The organism is Tenacibaculum skagerrakense (assembly GCF_004345825.1).
GTDB lineage: Bacteria > Bacteroidota > Bacteroidia > Flavobacteriales > Flavobacteriaceae > Polaribacter > Polaribacter skagerrakensis.
The window spans coordinates 1-15,969 of the sequence record NZ_SLXM01000008.1 but is presented as its reverse complement, the minus strand read 5'-3'; the positions used below and the strand labels follow the sequence as shown (position 1 = coordinate 15,969).

Here is a 15,969-nt window from a genome sequence, read left to right as displayed (position 1 = left end):
ATTAAATTTATTTTAAAATCTTACTTAATTACTTGAGCTAACGTTTTTTGCTCTCCTAACCACTTTTTGTAATCCTCTTCTTCTACAACTGTAATTTTCATTTGCATATTGTAGTGAGATGCTCCACAAATCTTATTACATAATAATAAGTAATCAAACACATAAGGGTCTTCTCCTTTAGCCAGACGAATTTTGTTGATTCCCTTTGCTTTAGCAATTACCTCAGGATTCTGACGCATTTCCTCAGTAGTAAACTTAGGGGTGAATGAAAATTGAGTTACCATACCTGGTACACAGTTCATTTGCGCTCTAAAGTGAGGCATATAAGCCGAGTGTAATACATCTTGTGAACGGAACTTGAATAAAACTTTTTTACCTTTAGGTAAATATAATTCCGTTACTTGTTTATCATCTTGTGCTTTTGGGTCAGACATATCAACTCCCATTGTATTTTGTTTGTTGATATTGATAAAGTTTACATTCCCTAAACCTAATTCATTATCAGCACCAGCGTAACGAGCATCCCATCTAAATTGTTGAGAGTACACTTCAATTACGATAGGGTTTTCATCGTCTCCAACATACATAATGTTATTCCACTGCCATAAACCATATCCGATTAATAAAACGATTGTAATCGCAGGAATTACTGTCCAAATTAATTCTAATTTGTGGCTATCAGCAAAAAATAACGCCTTTTTATCTTTATTACCTCTATACTTGTAAGTAAAGAAGAAGATTAAAAACTGCATGATAAACTGTACAATACCAATTAAAATAAATGTGATATTAAAAAGTGTATCGTCATGTTCTCCTTCTAAAGAAGCACTTTCTGGTAACATGATAACATTCATTGCTAATAAACAATAAATCATCATTGCATACAAGAAGACCATAAATCCTAAAGCAATTTTACCTTGCTTATTGTTGTCATCATCTGTTGCAATTACGTTACGTAAATTCATTACGCGTGTTATCTGCCAAAAACTTACTCCTAGTGCTACTGCAATGAAAATATAAAATAGAGCTAGCATATCTATATACTTATTTTTTTATTCTTAATATTAATGATGAGCGTTATTATCCTCTCCTCTGTGTTCAATGATATAATAGTGGTGTGTTTCACTTTCATGTAAGAAAGGATTTCCTTTAGCTACTGGGTTAGCTTTTGAGAAAGCTGTAAAAGTAGCGAAGATAAATAATCCTAAGAAGAATAAAAACGCACTAATTTCACCAATTCCGAATCCCCATTGTCCTCCAACAGTTCCCGGCATAATCATTACAAATAAATCTACATAGTGACCTACTAAGATAAATAATCCACCAATTACTAAAATCCAAGGCACCGTTTTAAAGTCACTATTGATTAATAATAATATTGGAAAGATAAAGTTTAACGCAAGCATTCCAATGAAAGGAACAATATATTCTTTAAAACGTAATGCATAGTAAACTGTTTCTTCTGGCATATCTGCATACCAAATTAACATGAACTGAGCGAACCATAAGTATGTCCAGAATACAGAGAATCCAAACATAAATTTAGCTAAATCATGAATATGACTATCGTTTACCATTGGTAAGTGCCCTTTAGCTCTTAAGTATAATGTTACTAAACAAATTACTGTTAATGCAGACACTAAGAAAGTAGCTAAAACATACCATCCGAATAATGTAGAGAACCAGTGAGGATCAATACCCATAATCCAATCCCAAGACATCATACTTTCAGTAATCATAAACAATACAACGAATCCAACAGATAAGTTATAGAGATTCTTGTGTAATTTTAAATCTCCATTATCTTGTTCGATTGACTTCTTTCTAATGATAAAACGGAATCCATTCCAAACTAATAGATAAAAGATACTTCTCATTACCCAACCTGGAACATTCATAAACCACTTTTTACCATCTACAATTGGATCGTAATTTTCGTGACCTAACTCAAAAGTACCTTCAGCCATCCATGGAAATAAATGGTTGTAATGCATCACAGTTAAAATGATAAATAACAACATTGCTACACTTACATAGTGAATATTAGCTGTAATGGCTTCCATAACTCTAAATAAAGCTACAGACCAACCTGCTTGAGCAACTCTTTGTGCAGCATAGAAAGCAAAAACTAATAAGGTAATTCCTAAGAAGAATAATAACGATACATACACAGCAGACCAAGGTCTGTTTTGCATTTGGTGAAATGCGTGTTCAGCGTGATGATCGCCATGATGTCCAGCATCAGTGTGAGCTCCTTCTCCATGAGTTGGATTCGCATGTGCTTTTTCAGTAACATGACCATTTAAGCTATCTGTTAAACGAGTATCTTCTGTATGATCTGGAGTTTCATGAGTTCCTTCAGCATGAGCTACATGAGTAGAATCACTATGATTAACTGTGTCAACAATTGAATCCTTTTTTACTTCTGTTTCATGATGAACAGAATCCTTAACTGTTTCAGTTGAATGAGTCTCCTCTTTGTGCTCAGTAGCAGTATGAGTATCTTTAGACTCTTCTTTGTGTTCAGTTGAGTGTTCTTCTTCTGTTTTATGACCAGCATCTGCATGATGTGTATCACCTCCGTGAGAGGCTCCATGACCACCATGATGTGATGCTTCTTGAGCTGCTAAAATCTCCTTTGCTTCTTCTAATGAACCAGGAGTATTCATAAAACTGATAACAGTTCCTAATAACCCCACAGCCATTAAAATAATAGCAAGCATTTTTAATTTTCCTGAAAACTGGTACATATCTTAACTATCTATTATAGACTTATTATTTTAATTCGCTTCTTAATTTTTCTACATACTGTACAACTTGCCAACGCTCTTTGTAAGTAAGTTGTGAAGAATGAGAACCCATCATATTCTTACCATACATTAAAACATGGTAAATACTTCCTTCAGTGATGTCTCTATCTTTGTAGTTAGGAATTCCTAAGAACTTCTCTCTCTCCATTAAAATTCCGTTACCATCACCTTTTTTACCATGACAAACAGCACAGTAAATTCCGTACATCTGTTTTCCATTTTCTAAGTTCTCTTCAGTCTTAGCTAATGGACTTTTTAATTCAGCCTTGGCTTTTTCATATCCTGCGTTTGTATCAGGAATATCATAAGCAACTACTCCATTTCTACTAACAGTTCCAGCTACAGGTGGTCTGTTTACTGGTACATCTCCAGCTGAAGAAGTTCCATTAGCATCGTATGGTACAGACACATACATGTCTGGCATATATTGTACTTGTGGTTTACGCTTATTGTTACAAGAAGCAAATACTGTAACAATAACTAAAGCAATAACTATTTTTATACTCTTCATATCTGTCTATTAGTGCTTATCTACTACTTTAATTTCTACCGCTCCTGTTGTTTCTAACAAAGCTTTTAAATCTTCTTCGTTATCATGAACTGGGATTTCCATTAAGAAATGATCATCTGTAGTTCTTGGATCTGGATTTTCAGCTTCTTTAAATGGCCAAATTCTACTTCTCATGTAAAAGGTGATTACCATTAAGTGCGCTGCAAAGAATACCGTTAATTCGAATAAAATTGGAACGAAAGCAGGCATGTTTTCATACCATGTAAAACTTGGCTTTCCACCAATATCTTGTGGCCAATCTGCAATCATTGTATACCAAGTTAACCAAATAGCTATCGACGTTCCTGTAATTCCATATAAGAATGCAGTAATCGCTAAACGAGTAGGAGCTAAACCTAATGCCTTATCTAGTCCATGAACTGGGAAAGGAGTATATACTTCTTCTATATGATGATGTTCTCCTTTTACTTTCTTAACGGCATCCATTAAGATATCATCATCATTGTATAATGCGTGAATTACTTTATTAGTGCTCATTGTTCTCGTCTCTTAATTTTTTATAATTCTCTCCTGAAGATTTTAAAATCGTCTTAATCTCTGCTGTTGGAATTACTGGGAATGTTCTAGCGTACAATAAAAATAATACAAAGAAGAATCCAATAGTTCCGATGAAGATACCTACATCAACAAACGTTGGCTCAAATCTCCACCAAGTAGAAGGTAATTGACCTTTACTTAATACAATTGCGATGATATCAAAACGCTCAAACCACATCCCGATGTTAATAGCAATCGATACTAAGAAAGAAACCACAAAACTTCTTCTGAATTTCTTAATCCATAAGATTTGAGGAATAATAATATTGAAAATCATTAATGACCAGAATGCCCATCCGTAAGCACCAGCTTCAGCACCAAATGATAAATATGTATAGTTTTCATAAGGAGATCCTGTATACCATGCGATAAAGAATTCAGTAGCATATGCAACAGCTACAATACCTCCAGTTAAAATGATAACGATATTCATATACTCGATATGTAAACGAGTAATATATGCTTCCATGTTAGTTACCTTACGCATAATTCCTAATAAAGTTTGTACCATTGCGAATCCTGAGAAGATTGCTCCAGCAACGAAGTAAGGTGGGAAAATTGTTGAGTGCCATCCTGGGTTTACCGAAGTAGCAAAGTCAAACGATACGATTGTGTGTACAGAAAGTACTAAAGGAGTAGCTAAACCAGCTAGAACTAAAGATACTTCCTCGAAACGTTGCCAATCTTTAGCTCTACCAGACCATCCAAAAGATAATAAAGCATATATCTTCTTTTGGAAAGGCTTCACTGCTCTATCACGGATTGTAGCGAAATCAGGTAATAAACCAGTCCACCAGAAAACTAGTGATACCGATAAATACGTTGAAATTGCGAATACGTCCCATAATAATGGCGAGTTAAAGTTAACCCATAACGATCCGAATTGGTTTGGAATTGGTAATACCCAGTATCCGTTCCATGGACGACCCATGTGAATAATTGGGAATAAACCTGCTTGGAATACCGCAAAGATTGTCATTGCCTCCGCAGAACGGTTAATTGCCATTCTCCACTTTTGACGGAATAATAATAGTACTGCTGAGATTAATGTACCTGCGTGACCGATACCTACCCACCATACGAAGTTGGTAATATCCCATGCCCAACCGATGTTTTTACTTAATCCCCAAACACCAATACCAGTTCCTACAGTGTAGAAGATACATCCAAATCCCCATAACATTGCTGCTAAAGAAATGTAGAATGCAACATACCAGTGTTTGTTAGCTTTTCCTTCTATTGGTCTTGCTATATCTTCTGTAATATCATGGTAACTCTTATCACCAAGTATTAAAGGTTCTCTATAAGACGATTCGTAATGACCCGACATAATCTATATTCTTATAATTTTAATTAAGCTTCGTTTGTATTTCTTACTTTCACTTGATACACTACGTTTGGTTTTGTACCAATGTAATCTAACACGTAGAAAGCTCTTCTATCTTCTTTTAACTTCGCAACAGTATCTTTCTCGTTATTAACATCTCCAAATACCATAGCTCCAGTAGAACAAGCTTGTGAACAAGCTGTACTAAACTCATCAGCTTTAACAGCTCTTCCTTCTTTCTTAGCTTTTAAGATGGTAGCTTGAGTCATTTGGATACACATAGAACATTTCTCCATAACTCCACGAGAACGAACAACTACGTCTGGGTTTAATACCATCTTACCGTATTCGTTATTCATGTTGAAATCGAATTCTTTGTTATCTGCATAGTTAAACCAGTTGAAACGACGTACACGGTATGGACAGTTGTTTGCACAATAACGAGTACCTACACAACGGTTATAAGCCATTTGGTTTTGACCTTGACGACCGTGAGAAGTTGCAGCAACCGGACAAACTGTTTCACATGGTGCGTGATTACAGTGCTGACACATCATTGGTTGGAAAGTAACCTCTGGATTCTCTGCTGGGTTTTCTAAAGCATCGAATAAATCTCCTTTGCTTAATTCTAAAACCTTTTCAGTATATCTTCTTTCGATATCCTTATTAGGAATGTTTGGATTCTGAGCCTTAAACTCATCCATAGTCATCGCTACTCCTTCAGCATATTGCTTATCTTCTACAGTAGAAGAATAGTAACGATCAATACGTAACCAGTGCATATCTCTACCTACACGAACTTCGTCTTTACCTACAACTGGAACATTGTTTTCAGCATGACATGCAACCACACAAGCTCCACATCCTGTACATGAAGTTAAATCGATAGATAAGTTAAAGTGATGACCTAAGCTTCTATCATGATCATCCCATAAATCTACTTTCTTATCAGTAGCTTCAGTCTCTTGGTGATCGTAAGACACCATGAAAGGTTGATTCCATGTGTGCTTTGGATCTAAAGACTTATCATTTACTTCTTTTAAAGTAGCTTCTCTTAAAATATCATGACGACCAGCTAATGTACTTTGCACCTGAATGCAAGCAAACTTATGAGTTCCACCTACTTTCTCAACAGATACATTATACTGAACGTTTTTATTATCTACATATAAAGGATATGCATTAACACCAACTTGCATTTCCTTTTTAAGTCCTTGTGTTCTTCCATATCCTAAAGCTAATCCTAAAGAACCTTTAGCTTGCCCAGGTTGAATAATTACAGGAACTGTAACTTCTACTCCATTTACAGTAACTTTTGCATAGTTACCATCAATAGCTCCATTATCTTTAACTGGGTTTGTAAATCCTAACTCCTTAGCATCTGCCATAGACATTGTTAAGTAGTTATCCCATGAAGCACGTGTAATTGGATCTGGTAACTCTTGTAACCATGGGTTATTTGCTTGTTTACCATCTCCTAACGCTGTAGAAGTATATAATGTTAACTCAAATTGAGTTGATTTTACTTTTGCTAACTCGTTAGCTGCTGCATTTACATTTACAGTACCTGAAACATTCTCTTCATTTGAAGTCTCTTCAGTAGACTCTGTTGTTTCTACAACAGGAGCCATAAAGAAACCATCATGTAAAGCTTGATTCCAAGAAGCACCGTTTAATACATTAGTACTCCAAAATTCTTTTAATGTATCGTAATAGTTCTTTTCAGCACCAGACCACTTTAATAACACGTCTTGAAATTGACGAGAATTAAATAATGGTGCAATTGTAGGTTGTACTAAACTATATTTTCCAGCAGTTGCCATTACATCTCCCCAACTCTCTAAATTATGAGGCGCAGGTAATGTAAATTGAGTCGCGTTTGCTGTAGCATCATCTTGAGTAGAAATAGCTACTGACAAATCTAATTTCTTAATTGCTTCTCCAAAACCAGTTAATGAGTAAGCTGGGTTTACATTGTAAGTAACTAAACCTTTAGCTTTTCCTGATTGAATATCTGAAACTAATTCTGCAACTTTAGCATCACTTCCTTGACGAGTTAAATTAACAGCTTCAGTATCGATTACTTCACTGTTTAATGCTTTATTGATTGCTAAAGCAACCATCTGAGCATTCTTATCATTGATTCCTGTTACAACAACTCCTTTGCTTCCTGCCTTTTTTAAATCTTGAGCTAGCTTATTGATTTGAGCATCAATCGGAGTATTCTCTGTTGTAATATTCTGACCAGTAATTGCATTAAATAATTTGATTAATGCATTTACTTGAATCGAAGGTTTAGCAACAATACGTTTATCAGCATTAGCTCCTGATAAAGACATGTTACTTTCTATTTGAACATGGTAAGACATCTTACCTGTATCTGCTCTTCTTCCTTCCGCATAAGACTTCTCGTAACCACCTTGCCAATCTCCTAAGAAATCTGCTCCAATAGAAGCAATTACTTCAGCCTTACTAAAATCATAATTTGGTAATGCACGCATACCATACATTGCTTCAAAAGCATCTGCCGTTCCACTTTCAGAAACCGCATCGTAAGTAACGTGCTTTACATTTGGATATTTAGCAACAAAATCAGCCACTACTTTTTCAGTAGATGGACTCGCTAGAGTTCCAGTCATTAAGTATACTAAAGCATTAGCATTTTTAAGACTTTCTAATTTCGCTACAATTTCTTTATCTGCGTCTGCCCAAGTAATTTGAGCTTCACCTTTTCTTGGTTCTTTTACACGTAAGTCGCTATCGTATAATGATAACACAGAAGCTTGTGTACGAGCATTAGTTACTCCTCCTGCTTCTTTGTTTGGCATTACTTGAATTGGACGACCTTCTCTAGTTTTCACTAAAACATTTGCAAAATCAAATCCGTCTGCAATTGTAGTTGCATACCAATCTGCTACACCTACCACTATATCGTTAGGTTGAACTACATAAGGGATTGATTTTCTTACAGGTCCTTCACATGCTGCTAATGAAGCCGCAGCTGTTGAAAAACCTACATATTTTAAGAAATCTCTACGTGAAGTAGATGAACCTTCAAGAGTTTCTTTATCTCCTAAAAACTCGTCTGTAGGTATTTCCTGTACAAACTCTGTATTACGTAGCGTTTCAACAACAGAACTATCATTTAGTTCTTCAACACTTTGCCAGTATTTTTTGTTTGAAGCCATTTATATAACGTGTTTTTCTACTTTCTTAATTATTAATAGTGGCATTTACCACACTCTTTACCACCTAACTGAGCAATTGTTACTTGCTCTACTCCATACTTCTTAGCTAAGTCTGCATGAATCTTAGCATAGTACTCGTTACCTTTCAAGTCAACATTAGTTTCCTTGTGACAGTCAATACACCACCCCATAGTTAATGGAGAATATTGATATAACTCTTCCATTTCTTCAACTGGTCCGTGACATTTTTGACATTTCACACCTGCAACAGTTACGTGTTGAGAGTGATTGAAGTATGCGAAATCTGGTAAATTATGAATTCTAACCCATTCGATTGGCTTAGTATTTCCTGTGTACTCTAATTTATCTTTATCCCAACCTACATGCTCGTAGATTTTTGCGATTTCTTTATCTAATTCAGTTTTTCCAACTACACGACCACCTTCTTCTAAAACAACTTGAGTTCCCTCAGCTACTTCAGAAATATTTTTGTGACAGTTCATACAAACATTTAACGATGGAATACCTGAATGCTTAGAATGCTTAGCAGCAGAGTGACAATATTGACATTCAATCTTGTTATCTCCTGCGTGAATTTTATGTGAGAATAAAATTGGCTGTACTGGTTGATATCCTTGATCTACACCAACTTTGAACAATGTTCCGAATAAAACATATGCTGTGATTAATGCACCGAAGATTACGAATAACACATGTAAGAATGTATTTTTCTTAATACCTTCCCATAATTCAGCAGCTTGCCCTAACAATCCTGGAGTTTTAGGCGCACCTTTTAACTCACTAACCGTTTTTAATAAGTTACCAATGATTAAGAAAGCAACTATAATTGCAGCAGCTAAAATCCAGATTAACCATTTTGGCGCTTGATTAATAGGTTGAGTGGTAGTTGTACCTTCCGGACCTTTAGGACCACCTCCAATATTACCTACAGTTGTATAATACAAAATATCATCAATATTCTGATCTGTTAACTGAGGAAATGCAGTCATATTAGACTGATTATACTCTTCGTAAATAGCAATTGCATCAGCATCTCCTGAAGCTCTTAACTCAGCATTATTACGAATCCATTTTTTTAGCCATTCATTTTCTCTTCTTTGTTCTACACCTCCTAATGCAGGGCCTGTAGATTTTTTATCTAACTTATGACAAGAAGCACAGTTAGCGTTAAATAATTTTCTTCCCGCTTTTTGACGTTCTGCATCAACATCTTGGGCATTTACCGAAAAACTTACTAGAAATACGAATAAGAAAGTAAGGCTACTAAGAAGGGTTCGACTAAGTTTACTGTGATGATTCACACTTTTCATACTTTAAAAATATAATTTTTGTATCTAATATGTATGTCGTTTTTACAATTGGATATCTTTTTAAACCATTTGTATAAACTCGGACAAAATTACTACTTCTCTGCAAAATAGGAAATGTTAAGAGAATCCTAATTTGTAATTTATATTAATTCTAAATAACAAGCCTTAGCAATCTATTAACTCACAAGTCGTTACTTTTGTATAAAACACAAAATATGAAGAAAACTTGTAAGAATTTAGTTTTATTAGCCTTCTTTTTACTAGGTTTTGTAAATGTTAATTCTCAATCTAATTACACAGATAATCAAAGTATTAACTCGCTACTGAAAAAGAAAAGGAATTACAATAAGAAAAACAAAACCATTTATAAAATTCAGTTATATAACGGAACTGAAAGAAGAGCTAGAAACATCAAACAAAATTACATGATGAAATTCCCTGGCGTTCCAAAACTAGAATATGAAGCTCCAGAATGGAAAGTTCAGGTAGGTGGTTACACAACAAAACTAGAAGCTGATAGAGCTTTGAATAAAATCAAAGAAAAGTTTTCAGGTGCTATTGTTATTCCTTACACTAAATAATTATTGATAACATATTCTCAAATTATAAACAAACTCTTTCATATCCTTTGGAAGAGTTTTTTTTATTAAAAACTAATTTTATATTTGAACAAAACCTCATAAGTATTATCTCCCAAAATGACGTATAAGCAAGTCACATCAATAGTCATTTATTTCTTTTTTGCAGTTGCTATTAAAGCTGTTATGGGAGTTGTTATAGCTGAATACAAAACAGGTACAGTTTGCCCTAAACTATTTAATTTTCCTTTGTGTTATATAATATTAGTATTCTTCCTAATAGCTTTAACAACCCACATTATAAACAAAGGAATAACCTTGTACTACATATTCTTGGGAATCGTATTATTAATTACGTTAATAGCATCTATACTTCACATTTCTGGAAAGTTTGTTTGCCCTCAAACAGTTTTAAAAGGGATTCCGAAATGTTATTATGCTTTAGGGTTAGTCACAGGATTGTTATTACTAAAGTATCTCCAATTTAAAGACATAGAAAAAGGCCTTGTGTAAACAAGACCTTTTTAAATATTTAGTAAAGAAAGTTTTTATTTAAGCTTCTTTTTAACAGCAACTTCAATATACACTTCGATCACATCATTCTCTCTAATATCATTGTAGTTTTTAATTTGCAATCCACAATCATATCCTTTGGTAACTTCTTTAACATCGTCTTTAAAACGTTTTAATGAAGCTAATTGTCCATCATGAACAACAATTCCATCTCTAATAATTCTAACATTTGCATCTCTAGTAATTTTACCACTCATTACCATACATCCTGCAATGTTTCCAATCTTAGAAATCTTATATACTTCTCTAATTTCTACATTTCCTATAACCTCTTCTTTCATTTCAGGAGATAACATTCCTTCCATGGCATCTTTAAGATCATTAATAGCATCGTAAATGATCGAGTATGTTCTGATATCAACCTCTTCTCTATCTGCTATAGTTCTAGCATTAGATTGCGGACGAACATTAAATCCAATAATAATTGCATCAGAGGCAGAAGCTAACAACACATCAGATTCAGTAATTGCTCCAACCCCTTTATGTAAAATATTAACTTGAATTTCTTCAGTTGATAATTTTTGGAATGAGTCTGTTAATGCTTCTACTGAACCATCCACATCTCCTTTTAAGATTAAGTTTAATTCTTTAAAATCTCCAAGAGCAATACGACGACCAATCTCATCTAAAGTTAATGTTTTCTGAGTTCTAACAGATTGTTCACGTTGTAATTGAGAACGTTTAGCTGCAATTTGTTTTGCTTCACGCTCATCATCAAATACGTTAAACTTATCACCTGCCTGTGGAGCGCCATCTAAACCTAATATTGATACAGGAGTTGATGGGCCAGCAACTTTAACTTTTTTACCTCTTTCATCAAACATAGCTCTTACTTTTCCACTATGTTTACCAGCTAATAGATAGTCACCAATTCGTAAAGAACCCGCTTGAACTAAAATTGTAGATACATATCCTCTACCTTTATCTAACTGTGCTTCAACAACTGTACCTACAGCATTTTTATTAGGATTAGCTTTTAAATCTAATACTTCAGCTTCAAGTAATACTTTTTCTAATAACTCACCAACACCTTGACCAGTTTTAGCAGAAATTTCTTGTGACTGTATACTTCCACCCCAATCTTCTACTAATAAATTCATCGCAGAAAGTTGCGTTTTAATATTATCAGGATTCGCATTAGGTTTATCTACTTTGTTAATTGCAAAAACAATAGGAACACCAGCAGCCTGAGCATGTGAAATTGCTTCTTTAGTTTGAGGCATTACATCATCATCGGCAGCAATTACAATAATAACTAAGTCAGTAACTTGAGCACCACGAGCACGCATTGCCGTAAAGGCTTCGTGACCAGGTGTATCTAAGAATGCTATTTTTTGTCCATTTTCTAATGTTACACTATATGCACCGATATGCTGAGTGATTCCACCACTTTCTCCAGCGATTACATTTGCTTTACGAACGTAATCTAACAAAGATGTTTTACCGTGATCTACGTGACCCATTACAGTAATGATCGGAGCTCTAGGTAATAAATCCTCAGGCTTATCGTCAACCTCTTCAATTGCTTCTTCAACTTCTGCACCTACAAATTCAACTTTATAATTAAATTCTTCAGCAACTATTTGTAGAGTTTCAGCATCTAAACGTTGATTCATTGTTACCATCATCCCTAACATCATACATGCAGAAATAATATCTGTAACAGGTTTATCCATCATGGTTGCAACCTCACTTACAGTAACAAATTCAGTTACCTTAAGTATATTTTCTTGAGCAGCTTGCATTTCTGCCTCCGCTTGTTGTCTGTGCTGATCTCTTTTCTCTCTTCTGTATTTTGCTCCTTTACCTTTAGCAGATTTTCCTTGAAGTTTCTCAAGTGTTTCTCTAACTTGTTTTTGGATTTCTGCTTCTGTTAGTTCCTCCTTCTGAACCTCAGGTCTTCTTCCTCTTCTATTTCCTTGATTTCCTCTTCTATTGTTGTTCCCTTGAGTTCTATTTCCTTGAGGCTGTCCTCCTCGGTTATTACCCTGTTGGTTTTGATTTCCATCAGTACCAGGCTTAGTTATTCTCTTACGCTTCTTTTTATCAGCATCATTTCCACCTTTATTAGCTTCAGGTTTCTTCTTTTTAGGTCTTTCAAACTGTTTCAAGTCAATCTTTTGACCTGTCATTTTAGGACCATCAAGTTTTTGATACTTGGTTTTTATTTTCTCAGCGTTTTCAGGAGTAACCTCTTTTTTAACCTCTGGTTCTTTTTTTATTTCAGTTTTCGGCTGAACTTTAGCAGGAGCTGGTTGCTCTTTTTTCACAACCTCAACTTGCTTTTTTTCTTCTTGTTTAGCAACTACAGGCGCCACTTTTGGTTGCTCTTCTTTTTTAGGTTCAACAACCTCTTCTTTCTTTACCTCAGGCTTTTTTGGTTCTTCTTTTGGTTTTTCAACCTCTTTAACCTCTTCCTTTGGTTCTTCTTTAGCTTCAGGTGCTTTACCAGTTTCGATATCTATTTTACCTACAGTTTTTAACTTAGGTGCTTCAGCCTTCGCTTTAAGAACTTCCTGTTTTTTCGCCTCTTCTTCAACACGTTTAGCTTCTTGTTCAGCTTCGATTCTTTTGCGTATTTCTTCTTTTTCCTTACGCTTTTCTTCGCTTACTTCTTTAGATGCTACACGTTTAGATTTATCCGTTTGGAATCCATCTAGTAACACTTGGTATTCAGTATCAGAAATCTTAGTTGTTGGACGCGCCTCGATTTCGTGACCATTTTTTGCCAAATGTTCTACCGCTCTATCTAAAGAGATATTTAATTCTCTTAAAACTCTGTTTAGTCTTAATTTTTTAGCTTCAGCCATAAATAGTTTAATCCTTTTTATTTCATAAGTAAGGCTTAATTTTTCTTACTTACTTTTTCGGTTATAAAGGTACCGAAAACCTTATGTTATTAATCTTCGAATTCTTCTCTTAAAATTCTCTGAACATCTAAAATAGTTTCTTCTTCTAAATCAGTTCTTTTTACTAACTCCGAAACATCTTTATCCAAAACGCTCTTCGCTGTATCTAAACCAATTTTTCTGAATTCTTCTATTACCCATGCTTCTATTTCATCAGAGAATTCTGTTAACTCTACATCTTCTTCTTCAATTCCTTCACGTTGTACATCTATGTCGTAACCGGTAAGTTGACTTGCTAGACGTATATTCACACCAGATCTACCAATAGCTTTTGACACTTCTTCTGGTTTTAAAAGTACGTTTACTCTTCCTTTTTTACCGTCTTTTTCTTCGTCGTACTTTTCAATAGTCACTGAAGTTACTTTTGCAGGACTTAATGCCCTTGCAATATACAACTGTTCGTTCTTAGTATAGTTAATTACATCAATATTTTCATTTCCTAGTTCACGAACTATTCCATGAATACGAGATCCTTTAACCCCAACACAAGCTCCAACTGGATCAATTCTATCATCGTAAGAATCAACCGCTATTTTTGCTTTATCTCCAGGGATTCTTGCTACACCTTCAATAGTAATTAATCCGTCAAAAACTTCTGGAATTTCTTGTTCGAATAACTTTACTAAAAACTCTGGTGCTGTTCTAGATAAAATTATAGATGGTTTATTACCTCTTAATTCTACCTTTTTTATAACTCCACGAACTGAATCTCCTTTTCTAAAAAAGTCAGAACGGATTTGTTCAGTTTTTGGTAACACGATTTCATTACCTTCATCATCTAATAATATAACAGCATTGTGGCGAATATGGTGTACTTCCGCACTATATATTTCTCCTTCTAAATCTTTAAATTGTTTGAAGACATTAGTACTATCATGCTCATGTATTTTAGAAATTAAGTTTTGACGTAATGCTAAAATAGCTCTTCTTCCTAAATCAATTAATTTAACCTCTTCAGATACATCTTCTCCAATTTCAAAATCCGGCTCAATTTTTCTTGCTTCAGATAGCTCAATCTCTTCATTATCGTCTTCTGACATTCCATCAGCTACAACAACCCTATTTCTCCAAATCTCTAAATCTCCTTTATCAGGGTTAATAATGATATCAAAATTATCATCAGAACCGTACTTTCTTTTTAATGCAGAACGAAATACTTCCTCTAAGATAGACATTAACATTACTCTATCTATGCTCTTATTGTCTTTAAAATCTGAAAACGACTCAATTAATTCAATATTTTCCATTCCTGTACTATTAAAATATAATCTTCACTTTTGCTTCTTTTATACTATCAAACGGTATTTGTTGTTGTTTTTCCACCGTTTGCTTTCCTTTACCTAATGGTTTTGGCTCTCTTGTTTTCCAAGTTAGCACGATATCATCTTTATTAATTTCAACCAACTGACCTTCGTATTCAGCATCATTGGTTTTAACCTTTAATATTCGGTTTAAATTTTTATTATACTGTCTTTTCTCTTTTAATGAATCTGAAATATCTGGAGTAGTTACTTCAAGAGAAAAATCTTCTTCTTCTCTATCTAGATTATGCTCTATATTTCTACTAATCCTAACACACTCACTTAAAGGAACACCTGCATCTCCATCTACAATAACTTTGATTTTACTATTCGCAAGAAATTGTAAATCAATAAGAAATAAAGATGGATTTTCATCCAACGCTTCTTGTAATAATTCTTTTACTTTATCTTGATTCATTTTAGGTATAAAAAGAGGGGACAACCGTCCCCTTCATACATCTTGTTTGAGAAATTCCGTGCAAATATAACAACAAAATCTGTATAAAACAAGTCTTATTCCCTTAGGAAAATGATATTCAAGCTAATAAAAACAGGAAAATTGCTAATTTTTAAAACATCAGTCCTATTTATTTGAATACAATAAAACCAATTCGACACAATAAATAGGCAAAACTCAAAAAAGCTTTCTTATAAACAAACTAGCGTTTAAAGGACTTCTACGATTATTAAATCATATCAATAAAAAAAGAATTTTAAACGGCACATAGACACAATTACACTCCTACCAGAACTAAATCACTCTGTACTGAAAGTACAGAGGTTTTATTATACTGGGGACTAAAAGTCCCCTTTTTCATTCTAATATAAAATTAGAATTATCCGA

General features: G+C 34.2%; 12 protein-coding genes. 2 read left to right on the top strand and 10 right to left on the bottom strand.

Going from position 1 to position 15,969, the window contains the following annotated elements; translation table 11 throughout:
• Positions 1-20 precede the first annotated feature (20 nt).
• Genes EV195_RS12810 through EV195_RS12780 form a run of 7 tightly spaced genes read right to left on the bottom strand, consistent with a single transcriptional unit; the run spans position 21 to position 9,764 of the window.
• The gene (locus tag EV195_RS12810) at positions 21-1,034 is read right to left on the bottom strand and encodes a cytochrome c oxidase subunit II (RefSeq protein ID WP_132795362.1); all 1,014 of its coding nucleotides are present in this window, start codon (positions 1,032-1,034) and stop codon (positions 21-23) included.
• A gap of 30 nt (positions 1,035-1,064) precedes the next feature.
• Complete coding sequence (locus EV195_RS12805; RefSeq protein WP_243693123.1) at positions 1,065-2,723, bottom strand: quinol:cytochrome C oxidoreductase; 1,659 nt, start codon at positions 2,721-2,723, stop codon at positions 1,065-1,067.
• Positions 2,724-2,775: 52 nt separating this feature from the next.
• On the bottom strand, positions 2,776-3,321 hold the full coding sequence (locus EV195_RS12800) for a c-type cytochrome (RefSeq protein WP_207899789.1): 546 nt from the start codon (positions 3,319-3,321) through the stop codon (positions 2,776-2,778).
• Between the two features lie 9 nt (positions 3,322-3,330).
• Complete coding sequence (locus tag EV195_RS12795; protein WP_132795360.1) at positions 3,331-3,858, bottom strand: DUF3341 domain-containing protein; 528 nt, start codon at positions 3,856-3,858, stop codon at positions 3,331-3,333.
• Positions 3,848-5,248, bottom strand: a complete 1,401-nt coding sequence (gene nrfD, locus EV195_RS12790; RefSeq protein ID WP_132795359.1) for an NrfD/PsrC family molybdoenzyme membrane anchor subunit — start codon at positions 5,246-5,248, stop codon at positions 3,848-3,850. Before nrfD ends, EV195_RS12795 begins: the two co-directional genes overlap by 11 nt.
• Positions 5,249-5,271: 23 nt before the next feature.
• Positions 5,272-8,433, bottom strand: a complete 3,162-nt coding sequence (locus tag EV195_RS12785; protein WP_132795358.1) for a TAT-variant-translocated molybdopterin oxidoreductase — start codon at positions 8,431-8,433, stop codon at positions 5,272-5,274.
• 32 nt (positions 8,434-8,465) lie between these two features.
• Entirely contained in the window at positions 8,466-9,764 is a 1,299-nt protein-coding gene (locus EV195_RS12780) for a c-type cytochrome (protein WP_132795357.1), read from the bottom strand.
• A gap of 215 nt (positions 9,765-9,979) precedes the next feature.
• On the opposite strand from EV195_RS12780, the gene EV195_RS12775 reads away from it, so the two are divergent.
• Positions 9,980-10,345, top strand: coding sequence for an SPOR domain-containing protein (locus EV195_RS12775; protein ID WP_132795356.1), 366 nt, complete (start codon positions 9,980-9,982; stop codon positions 10,343-10,345).
• Between the two features lie 117 nt (positions 10,346-10,462).
• Positions 10,463-10,855: a hypothetical protein gene (locus EV195_RS12770; RefSeq protein ID WP_132795355.1), complete on the top strand. Its 393-nt coding sequence runs from the start codon at positions 10,463-10,465 to the stop codon at positions 10,853-10,855.
• A gap of 35 nt (positions 10,856-10,890) precedes the next feature.
• On the opposite strand, the gene infB is transcribed toward EV195_RS12770, so the two are convergent.
• The 3 genes from infB to rimP all read right to left on the bottom strand — a co-directional run bounded on the left by infB (position 10,891) and on the right by rimP (position 15,543).
• Entirely contained in the window at positions 10,891-13,725 is a 2,835-nt protein-coding gene (infB, locus tag EV195_RS12765) for a translation initiation factor IF-2 (RefSeq protein ID WP_132795354.1), read from the bottom strand.
• Between the two features lie 89 nt (positions 13,726-13,814).
• The gene (gene nusA / locus EV195_RS12760; protein WP_132795353.1) at positions 13,815-15,071 is read right to left on the bottom strand and encodes a transcription termination factor NusA; all 1,257 of its coding nucleotides are present in this window, start codon (positions 15,069-15,071) and stop codon (positions 13,815-13,817) included.
• Between the two features lie 10 nt (positions 15,072-15,081).
• Positions 15,082-15,543 (bottom strand): ribosome assembly cofactor RimP, encoded by a 462-nt coding sequence (gene rimP / locus EV195_RS12755; RefSeq protein ID WP_132795352.1) that lies wholly within the window; start codon positions 15,541-15,543, stop codon positions 15,082-15,084.
• Positions 15,544-15,969: the final 426 nt, after the last annotated feature.

Excerpts from the sequence above, each read along its gene's own strand:
- EV195_RS12795 (WP_132795360.1), bottom strand. The coding sequence starts at position 3,858 with ATGAGCACTAATAAAGTAATTCACGCATTATACAATGATGATGATATC.
- rimP (WP_132795352.1), bottom strand. The coding sequence starts at position 15,543 with ATGAATCAAGATAAAGTAAAAGAATTATTACAAGAAGCGTTGGATGAA.
- EV195_RS12805 (WP_243693123.1), bottom strand. The coding sequence starts at position 2,723 with ATGCTTGCTATTATTTTAATGGCTGTGGGGTTATTAGGAACTGTTATC.
- nusA (WP_132795353.1), bottom strand. The coding sequence starts at position 15,071 with ATGGAAAATATTGAATTAATTGAGTCGTTTTCAGATTTTAAAGACAAT.
- EV195_RS12770 (WP_132795355.1), top strand. The coding sequence starts at position 10,463 with ATGACGTATAAGCAAGTCACATCAATAGTCATTTATTTCTTTTTTGCA.
- nrfD (WP_132795359.1), bottom strand. The coding sequence starts at position 5,248 with ATGTCGGGTCATTACGAATCGTCTTATAGAGAACCTTTAATACTTGGT.
- EV195_RS12800 (WP_207899789.1), bottom strand. The coding sequence starts at position 3,321 with ATGAAGAGTATAAAAATAGTTATTGCTTTAGTTATTGTTACAGTATTT.
- EV195_RS12810 (WP_132795362.1), bottom strand. The coding sequence starts at position 1,034 with ATGCTAGCTCTATTTTATATTTTCATTGCAGTAGCACTAGGAGTAAGT.
- EV195_RS12775 (WP_132795356.1), top strand. The coding sequence starts at position 9,980 with ATGAAGAAAACTTGTAAGAATTTAGTTTTATTAGCCTTCTTTTTACTA.
- infB (WP_132795354.1), bottom strand. The coding sequence starts at position 13,725 with ATGGCTGAAGCTAAAAAATTAAGACTAAACAGAGTTTTAAGAGAATTA.
- EV195_RS12780 (WP_132795357.1), bottom strand. The coding sequence starts at position 9,764 with ATGAAAAGTGTGAATCATCACAGTAAACTTAGTCGAACCCTTCTTAGT.
- EV195_RS12785 (WP_132795358.1), bottom strand. The coding sequence starts at position 8,433 with ATGGCTTCAAACAAAAAATACTGGCAAAGTGTTGAAGAACTAAATGAT.